Annotated in this window: 8 protein-coding genes; 3 read left to right on the top strand and 5 right to left on the bottom strand. The window is 70.9% G+C overall.

From position 1 onward, the window contains the following. Together AC1D01_RS12750 and AC1D01_RS12745 are read right to left on the bottom strand one after the other, a co-directional pair. A partial coding sequence (locus AC1D01_RS12750; RefSeq protein ID WP_477866695.1) for a hypothetical protein occupies positions 1–320 on the bottom strand: 320 nt, incomplete at its 3' end. 74 nt (positions 321–394) lie between these two features. After that, on the bottom strand, positions 395–1,207 hold the full coding sequence (locus tag AC1D01_RS12745) for a response regulator (protein WP_477866693.1): 813 nt from the start codon (positions 1,205–1,207) through the stop codon (positions 395–397). Positions 1,208–1,355: 148 nt separating this feature from the next. Here AC1D01_RS12745 and AC1D01_RS12740 point away from each other — a divergent pair, with 148 nt between their 5' ends. The 3 genes from AC1D01_RS12740 to AC1D01_RS12730 all read left to right on the top strand — a co-directional run bounded on the left by AC1D01_RS12740 (position 1,356) and on the right by AC1D01_RS12730 (position 5,655). Continuing rightward, complete coding sequence (locus tag AC1D01_RS12740; RefSeq protein ID WP_465111405.1) at positions 1,356–1,808, top strand: c-type cytochrome; 453 nt, start codon at positions 1,356–1,358, stop codon at positions 1,806–1,808. A 91-nt stretch (positions 1,809–1,899) separates the two neighbouring features. Further along, a complete protein-coding gene (locus tag AC1D01_RS12735) occupies positions 1,900–4,413 on the top strand; it encodes a polysaccharide biosynthesis/export family protein (protein ID WP_477866691.1) in 2,514 nt (837 codons plus the stop codon). A 3-nt stretch (positions 4,414–4,416) separates the two neighbouring features. Beyond that, a complete protein-coding gene (locus AC1D01_RS12730; protein WP_477866689.1) occupies positions 4,417–5,655 on the top strand; it encodes a Wzz/FepE/Etk N-terminal domain-containing protein in 1,239 nt (412 codons plus the stop codon). 9 nt (positions 5,656–5,664) lie between these two features. On the opposite strand, the gene AC1D01_RS12725 is transcribed toward AC1D01_RS12730, so the two are convergent. From AC1D01_RS12725 to AC1D01_RS12715, 3 genes are all read right to left on the bottom strand, one after another. After that, on the bottom strand, positions 5,665–6,501 hold the full coding sequence (locus AC1D01_RS12725) for a PhzF family phenazine biosynthesis protein (protein WP_477866687.1): 837 nt from the start codon (positions 6,499–6,501) through the stop codon (positions 5,665–5,667). Continuing rightward, positions 6,498–7,676: an aminotransferase-like domain-containing protein gene (locus AC1D01_RS12720; RefSeq protein ID WP_477866685.1), complete on the bottom strand. Its 1,179-nt coding sequence runs from the start codon at positions 7,674–7,676 to the stop codon at positions 6,498–6,500. The genes AC1D01_RS12725 and AC1D01_RS12720 overlap by 4 nt, the downstream gene beginning before the upstream one ends. Beyond that, on the bottom strand, positions 7,673–8,418 hold a 746-nt coding region (locus tag AC1D01_RS12715; RefSeq protein WP_477866683.1), incomplete at its 5' end, for a DMT family transporter. The genes AC1D01_RS12720 and AC1D01_RS12715, both read right to left, overlap by 4 nt.

Raw genomic sequence — 8,418 nt, 5'->3', positions numbered from 1 at the left:
CCCGGCATGCTGAACACCTCGGCCGCCACGCCTGCCGACGATTGCGGCGCGTGGCAGGCCGCGCCGGCATCTCGCGTGCAACCGGCCATCACGGCCCAGCGTTCATGCAGGTGCCACAGCACGCAGCGGCAATCGCCCGACAACTGCGGGTGCCCGGCCAGCAGCGCGAGGTTGTGCGCGATCTTCTCGCCCATCCCCGCCCGGTGCGCCGGGTCGCTGGCCGCCTGCAGGTACTGGCTGTAGCCGGTCATCAGCGCGAGCGTTCCCGCCAGCATCGCCTCGACGCCGGGCATGTGGTGTTCTTCGACGAGCAGGTCCATGCGACGCTTCCTCGACAGTGGCAATGGATCGATGCTACTCCAGATGCGAATGATTCTCAAATGGAGCGGGTCGATCACCCTGCGGCGGGGGTGACGAAATCGGGATCGAGCTCGCGCAGCGTCTGCAGGAACTCGGGGTCCATCAGCGGCTTGGCCAGGTAGGCGTCGCTGCCGGCCAGCGAGGTGCGCACCCGTTCGGACGCCGCGGCCTGCCCGGTGATCAGCACGATGCGCGGCCCGCCGGCCGACTGGCGGGCGGTCTGCTTCATGAACTGGCACAGCTGCAGGCCGTCCATCGGGCTGTCCGCGCCGAGCGCGATGTCGATGAAGGCCAGCGCGAAGCTGTGCGTCGTCATGCGGTCGAGGGCCTGCGTGCTGTTGCGCGCCAGGTGCACCCGGTAGCCCAGGCGCATCAGCCGCACCTGCAGGAACTTGAGCGCGATGCGGCTGTCGTCGACGACCAGCACGTCCTTCGCGACGCGTCCGCCGGCGACCGCGGCTTCATCGAATGCGGCGACGTCGGAGGCGACCCAGTCGGCCTGCGGCGGTTCGTCGAGCAACGCGAGGCGGTGTTCGAGCAGCAGGTCGAGTTCGCGCACGATGCGGGTCGGCTCGATCGGGCGCGGCAGGTGCGCTGCCGCGCCGGTGGGCGCCCGGGCACCGACGAAGACCGTGTCGGCCAGCCGCCCGGCCGCGCTCACCGCGGCGACCGCGGCCGGCTGGTCGGCGTCGGCGATCACGAAATCGGCTTCGGCCAGGTCGGCTGCGCGCTCGTAGGCCGGTGCGCGCTGCTCGGCAAGGCGCAGGAACGACTGCACGCCCTCGCGCTCGAAATCGCTGAATCCCTGCAACGCCACCGAATAACGCATGCGGATGCGCTCGGTCATCGTGTGCTCCCTGGTGTTGGTATGGCGGGGATGTTCGGCGCGCCTGCCTGACGCGTCAAGGTGCGCGTCGAGCGCGCCGGGAATGGAATGCCGTGCTGCTGCGTACACTGCCCTGCCCCCCACCCCAGCCCCAGCCAGGAGATCCCGCATGAATCGATCGATCCTCGTCCTCGCCACCGTGGCCGGCCTCGCCGCCGCGTTTCCCGCGGCCGCCCAGTTCGCCAAGCCCGAAGACGCCGTCAAGTACCGCAAGGGCGCCTTCACCGTGATGGCGGCGCACTTCGGCCGCGTGGCCGCGATGGCCAACGGGCGCATCCCGTTCGACGCCAAGGCGGCGGCCGAGAACGCCGAGATCGCGACGATGGTGTCCAAGCTGCCGTTCGCCGGCTTCATCGACGGCACCGACAAGGGCGAGACCCGGGCCAAGCCGGAGATCTGGACCGAGCAGGACAAGTTCAAGGCCGCCGCGACGAAGATGCAGGACGCGATGGAGAAGCTGAACGTCGCGGCCAAGTCCGGCAACGTCGACACGCTGAAGGCGGCGGCCGGCACCGTCGGCCAGGCCTGCAAGGGCTGCCACGACACGTACCGCAAGGAGTGAGTGCGCGGCCGTGCGGCCGGCGGGCGCGGGAGGCCATCCGCTACCATTCGGGGTTGCCTTCACGAGCCTGCTTCGAATGACTGTGCCCCGAATGACTGCGCCTCGTTCCCGCGCCGCGCGCGTCCTCGTCCTCCTGCTTCCGCTGCATGCCGGGCTGGCCGTGGCCGCCGACGAACTGCCGCCCGGCGGCTCGTTCACCACCCCGGCCTATGCAGCCGCCGCCAGCGCCCCCGCGACCGGCAATGCGCTGCGCAATGTCCCGGCGGCCGGGCAGCCAGGACAGCGCGCAGCGCGCGACGAAGACGATGCCGCGGCCCGGCTGCGCAACCTGCCGCCGCCGAAGCCGAGCGAGTTCCAGAAGTTCGTCGAGGCCGCCACCGGTCGCCAGCTGCAGCCCTTCGGCAGCAACTTCTTCGCCGAGGCCTCGCGCGCGTCGCAACCGGTCGACAACGTCCCGGTCGCGGCGGACTACACCGTCGGTCCCGGCGACGAGGTGCTGGTGCGGGCCTGGGGCTCGATCGACGTCGACTACCGCAGCACCGTCGACCGCAACGGCCAGCTGAACCTGCCGAAGGTCGGCAGCTTCACGGTCTCGGGCATCAAGGCCTCGGAGCTCGAGGGCCAGCTGCGTGCGCAGATCGGCCGGCTCTACCGCAACTTCAACCTCAGCGTGTCGCTGGGCAAGCTGCGCGGCCTGAAGGTGTTCGTCGTCGGTCCGGCCCGCCTGCCGGGCGTCTACACGGTGCCGAGCCAGGCCACGATGCTGTCGGCAGTGGTGGCCGCCGGCGGCCCGGGCCCGAACGGTTCGATGCGCCGCGTGCAGCTGCGCCGCGACAACCAGCTGGTGTCCGAACTCGACATCTACGATTTCCTGGTGCAGGGCGACAAGTCCAAGGACCTGCAACTGCTGGCCGGCGACGTGCTGGTGTTCCTGCCGGTCGGGCCGCGCGTCGCGCTGAGCGGTGCCCTCGACAACGCCGCCATCTACGAACTGAAGGGCACGCAGGAGCCTGTCAGCGAGCTGCTGCGCTATGCAGGCGGCTCACCGGTGCTGACCAACCCGAACCGCGTGCAGCTCGAGCGCATCGACGCGGCGCAGGGATCGGCCGCGCGCTACGTCGAGGACTTCAAGCTCGACACCACCGGCTTGCAGCGGCCGCTGCGCGACGGCGACATCGTGACGCTGCTGACGATCTCGCCGAAGTTCGCGAACGCGGTCACGCTGAAGGGCCACGTGGCGCAGCCGCTGCGCTATGCGTTCACGCCGGGCATGCGCATCCGCGACCTGATCCCGGACAAGGAAGCGCTGATCTCGCCGGATTTCTACCGGCGCAAGAACCTGCTGGTGCAGGTCCTCCCCGATGACGATGACCTGCTGCTCGAAGAGGCCCAGCAGCGATCGGCCCGCAGCGCGGTCAATGCCGTCGGCATCCCTCGCCCCGGTGCGACGGGCAATGCCGCCGACACGAACGGTGGCACGGGCACCGGCACGGACACGCTGCCGGTCGTCACGGCCGCCAACGATCCCAATGCCGCGCGCGATCCGAATCGCTTCCCGCTCACCGAAGGCGATCGCGCGCGCCGCCGCATGGACCGCCTCGCGGCCGCCGAATCGAAGCGCACGCCGGCCACGCTGTTCGACGAGCTGAACTGGGACTACGCCGTCATCGAACGGCTCAGCGACAAGGACCTGAGCACGCAGGTGATTCCGTTCAACCTCGGCAAGGCCGTGCTGCAGGGCGACACGGACAACAACGTCGAGCTGAAGGCCGGCGATGTCGTCACCGTCTACAGCCAGAAGGACATCCGCGTGCCGGTGGCCAAGCAGACCCGGCTGGTCTCGGTGGAGGGCGAGGTCGGCGCACCCGGCGTGTACCAGCTGCTGCCCGGCGAAACCCTGGGCCAGCTGATCACGCGGGCCGGCGGCTTCACGCCGCAGGCCTACGTGTACGGCCTGGAATTCAGCCGCGAGGAGACCCGCAAGCGCCAGCGCGAGAACCTGCAGGCCGCCATCGCGCGCCTGGAAGTGCTGTCGGCGCAGCAGGCCGCGCGCGAGGCGGCCAACCGGCGCGACGAGCAGGCCGGCGCAACGGCGATCAGCTCGGCGGCGACGCAGGCGCAGATGGCCCGCCTCAGCCGCGTGCAGCCGAATGGCCGCGTCGCGCTCGAACTCACGCCCGACACGAACTCGGTGAGCCAGTTGCCGGACGTGCCGCTCGAGAACGCCGATCGCATCGTGGTGCCCAGCCGACCCGGCTTCGTCACGGTGGCCGGCGCCGTCGTCAACAACAACGCTTTCCTGTGGAAGCCCAACCGCACGGTGGGCGACTACGTGAAGCTGGCCGGCCTGGACGAGGCTGCCGAGCCGTCCAACATGTTCGTGCTGCGTGCCGACGGCACCGTCAGCCATGCGAACGAACGCCGCGGCTGGTTCGGCAGCCTGGAGTCGCAGGCGCTGCAGCCGGGCGATGCGGTGGTGGTGCCGAACCAGCTCGACTACGAAAGCTGGGGCCGGGCCGCGATGCGCAACCTGAAGGACTTCTCGCAGATCTTCTACCAGTTCGGCCTCGGTGCGGCGGCCATCAAGACGCTGCGGGGAGACTGAGCGATGAGCGCCATCGACAACCCCGAGGTTCTTTCCCCCACCCTCGACGAGCCGGAGGACGACGGGCCTTCGATCGGCCTGATGGACCTGCTGGTGTGGCTCGGCGACGGCAAGCGCTGGGTCGCCGGCGCGACCGCGGCCGCTGCCGTGGGCGCCATCGTCGCGTCGCTGCTGATGACCAACATCTACACCGCCCGGACCACGTTGCTGGCACCGGGCTCGCAGCAGCAGAGCGGCTCGGCCGCCGCCCTGGCAGCCCTCGGCTCGCTGGGCGGCCTGGCCGGAGGCCTCGCCGCGAAGACCCCCGACGAGCTCTACGTGAGCCTGCTCAAGAGCGACAGCGTCCAGCGCGCGCTGGCGAGCCGCTTCAACCTGATGCAGCGCTACGAAGCCAAGACCTACGACGGCCTGCGCAAGGCGATGGCCGCCAACATCCGGATCAGTTCGGACAAGAAGTCCGGCGTGCTGACGGTGGAAGTCGACGACAAGGAGGCGCAGTTCGCTGCCGACCTGGCCAACGCGCATGCAGCCGAAGTGACCAAGCTGCTCGGCCGCCTCGCGGTGTCCGAAGCGCAGCAGCGGCGGGTGTTCTTCGAGCAGCAGCTGAAGGACACGAAGGAGAACCTCGTCCAGGCCGAGCAATCGTTGCGCTCGGTGCAGGAGAAGTCGGGGATGGTCGTGCTGGACAAGCAGGCCGAGGCCATCATCGCCGGCGTCGCCCAGCTGAAGGCGCAGATCGCCGAACGCGAAGTGCGCTTGCGCGTGATGCGAACCGGCGCGACCTCCGAGAACCCGGAGGTGCAGCGCCTGAACTCCGAACTGGCCGGCCTGCGGGCCGAACTCGCGCGCATGGAGTCGGCGCCGACAGGCCCACCGAGCGGCAGCATCGACATCCCGGTCGGCAAGCTGCCGGGTGCGGCGGTCGACTACATCCGCGCCCGGCGCGAGGTGAAGTTCCAGGAGACCTTGCTCGAGAGCATGCTCCGGCAGTTCGAGATCGCCAAACTGGACGAGGCGAAGGAAGGTCCGGCGCTGCAGCAGGTGGACGTCGCGCAGCCGCCGGATCGGAAATCGAAACCGGCGCGCGCGATCATCGTGCTGACGACGGTACTGCTGACCTTCCTCGGTTCTTCGCTGTTCGTCATCTGGCGCCGCTACGGCGCGCTGATGCATGCGCACGATCCGTCGCGCGCCGTGGCCTGGCAGGCCATCCGGCAGGCATGGCGCTGGCGCCGCGCCTGAGAGGTCTCCTCAGAGCGCCAGCTCGCCGCGGATGCAGCTGACGCTGTGCCCGCCGACCCACACCTGGCCGTCGACCTGCGCGATGTGCACCCGCCCGGCGCGGCCGAGCCGGGTGCCTTGTGCAGCGACATAGCGGGCCGGTGCGACGCCGGCTCCGATCAGCCACTGCGCGAGGCTCGCGTTCAGGCTGCCGGTGACCGGGTCTTCCGGGATGCCGATCGGGGCGGCGAAGCCGCGCACCTCGAACTGGCACGGCCCGCCGGCCGCATGCGGCCCGATCACGCCGACCTTGGCCAGCGACTTCAGCGCCGCATGGTCCGGCTCCAGCGCGAGCACCGTGCCGGCGGCATCGAGCAGCAGGCCCAGCCAGCGCGGGYCGTTGTCGAGCCATTGCGCCTGCAGCACCTGCTCGCGGCGCAGGCCGAGTGCAGCCAGCACCGGCAGCAATTCGGCCTCGGCGATCGGCTCGCGGCGCAGCGGCGGCGCCGCAAAGGCCGCGCGCTCGCCGTCGAGCCGGATGTCGACCCGGCCGACGCCGCACTGCTGCACGACCGCACCGGGCGTCTGCGGCACGCCGCCGGCCTCGAGCCAGGCGTGGCAGCTGCCGAGCGTCGGGTGACCGGCGAACGGCAGCTCGCCGCCCGGCGTGAAGATGCGCACCCGGTAGTCGGCCAGCGGGTCGGTCGGTTGCAGCAGGAAGGTCGTCTCCGACAGGTTGGTCCAGCGCGCGAAGGCCTGCATCTGCGCGTCGTCCAGCGCATCGGCGCCGTGCACGACGGCGAGCGGATTGCCCTTCAGCGCGACATCGGTGAAGACGTCGACCTGCGCGAATGCGAAGCGCGTCATGCCGCCTCCTTCAGCGCCTCGGCCAGCGCGCGGATGCCGCGCTCGATCTGCTCGGGCGACACGGTGACGAACGACAGCCGCATCGTGTTCGCCTGCGCGTGCTCGGCGAAGAAGGCCGCGCCCGGCACGAAGGCCACGCCCTTGGCGACGGCCTTCGGCAGCAGCGCGATCGCATCGGTGCCGGCCGGCAGCTCGACCCAGAAGAACATGCCGCCGCTCGGCACCGTCCAGCGGCAGCCGGCGGGCATGTGGGCCTCGAGCGCGGCGCGCATCGCATCGCGCTGCGCCTTGTAGCGCGCACGGATGGTCGGCACGTGGGTGTCGAGGAAGCCGTCGCGGATCACCTCGTGCACGATGCGCTGGTTGAAGCCCGGCGTGTGCAGGTCGGCGGCCTGCTTGGCCTGCAGCAGCTTCGGCACCAGCGGCGCGGGCGCCACCACGTAGCCCAGGCGCAGGCCCGGGGCCAGCACCTTCGAGAACGAGCCGAGGTAGACCGTGCCGTCGGGCCAGCGCGCGGCCAGCGGCGGCGGCGGCGGGGTGTCGAACCACAGGTCGCCGTACGGGTTGTCCTCGACCAGCGGCAGGTTCAGCGCCTGCGCCCGCGCGACGACCGCGGCCCGGCGCGCCTCGCTCATGCAGCGGCCGCTCGGGTTCTGGAAGTTCGGCAGCAGGTACAGGAAGCGCGCGCCTTCGGCCGTGTGCAGCGCCTCGGGCAGCGGGCCGTCGTCATCGCAATCGACGGCCGTGAAGACCGGCTCGTAGGGCGCGAACGCCTGCAGCGCGCCGAGGTAGGTCGGCGATTCGACGGCGACGCGGCTGCCCGGGTCGACCAGCACCTTGCCGACCAGGTCGAGCCCCTGTTGCGAGYCGGTGGTGATCAGCACCTGCGTCGCGTCGACCTGCTGGCCGTGGCCGCGCAGCATCGCGGCGACCCACTCGCGCAGCGCCGGCAGGCCTTCGCTGGAGGCGTACTGCAGCGCCTCGCGCGGGGTGTCGCGCAGCACGCGGGTGGTGGCCTCGCGCATCGCCTCGACCGGGAAGCCGTCGGGCGACGGCAGCCCGCCGGCCAGCGAGATGATGCCGGGCTGCTCGGTCACCTTCAGGATCTCGCGGATGATCGACGGGTTCATGCGGTGGGCGCGCTGCGCGAGCTGCCAGGGGGTGCGCGAGGTCATGCGGAGTTCCTTGAGGACGTGGCGGAAGGGGGGACGGGAGACGGGCCGGTCGAAGCCGAGTGTGTCGGCATCTTGCGCCCGATGAACACGGTGGCGATCACCGCGAGCGAGAACAGCACGGTCGTCGCGGACAAGTGCTCGCCGAGCACCGGCACCGCGAACAACAGCGTCAGGAAGGGCTGCACCAGCTGCACCTGGCTGACGCGCAGCGTACCGCCAAGCGCGAGCCCGCGGTACCACGCGAAGAAGCCGAGCCACATCGAGAACAGCGTGACATAGCCGAAGCCGACCCAGGCGCCGCCGTGCACCGGCTGCGCCGGCCAGGTCCAGGCCATCAGCGGCAGCGTGAACGGCATGCTGATCACCAGCACCCAGCAGATCACGTGCTCGGCCTGCAGTTGCCGCGACAGGTGGGCGCCGGCCACGTAGCCGATCGACCCGCTGACCACCGCCAGCAGCAGCACGCCGTCGGCCCATTGCAGGCCACCGCCGGACTGGACCGCGAACGCCAGCACCAGCGCGCAGCCGACCGCGGCACAGGCCCAGAACCCGATCGACGGGCGCTGCCGGAAGAACACCGCCGCCGCAATCGCGGTGCCCAGCGGCAGCACGCCGGTGATCACCGCCGCGTGCATCGCGTCGACCTCGCGCAGCGCGAGGCCGAGGAACAGCGGGAAGCCGACCACCGTGCCGGCGGCGCTGACGGCGAGCGCCGACCACTGCGCGCCGCGCGGCCGCGGTG

The organism is Rhizobacter sp. P3_B12 (assembly GCF_056402895.1).
Note: the sequence above shows the minus strand (reverse complement) of the source record. Positions and strands in the feature narration are given on the sequence as shown.

What these genes read in the sequence shown, in the direction of transcription:
- AC1D01_RS12745 (WP_477866693.1), bottom strand. Translation starts at nt 1,207, where the DNA reads ATGACCGAGCGCATCCGCATGCGTTATTCGGTGGCGTTGCAGGGATTC.
- AC1D01_RS12740 (WP_465111405.1), top strand. Translation starts at nt 1,356, where the DNA reads ATGAATCGATCGATCCTCGTCCTCGCCACCGTGGCCGGCCTCGCCGCC.
- AC1D01_RS12735 (WP_477866691.1), top strand. Translation starts at nt 1,900, where the DNA reads ATGACTGCGCCTCGTTCCCGCGCCGCGCGCGTCCTCGTCCTCCTGCTT.
- AC1D01_RS12730 (WP_477866689.1), top strand. Translation starts at nt 4,417, where the DNA reads ATGAGCGCCATCGACAACCCCGAGGTTCTTTCCCCCACCCTCGACGAG.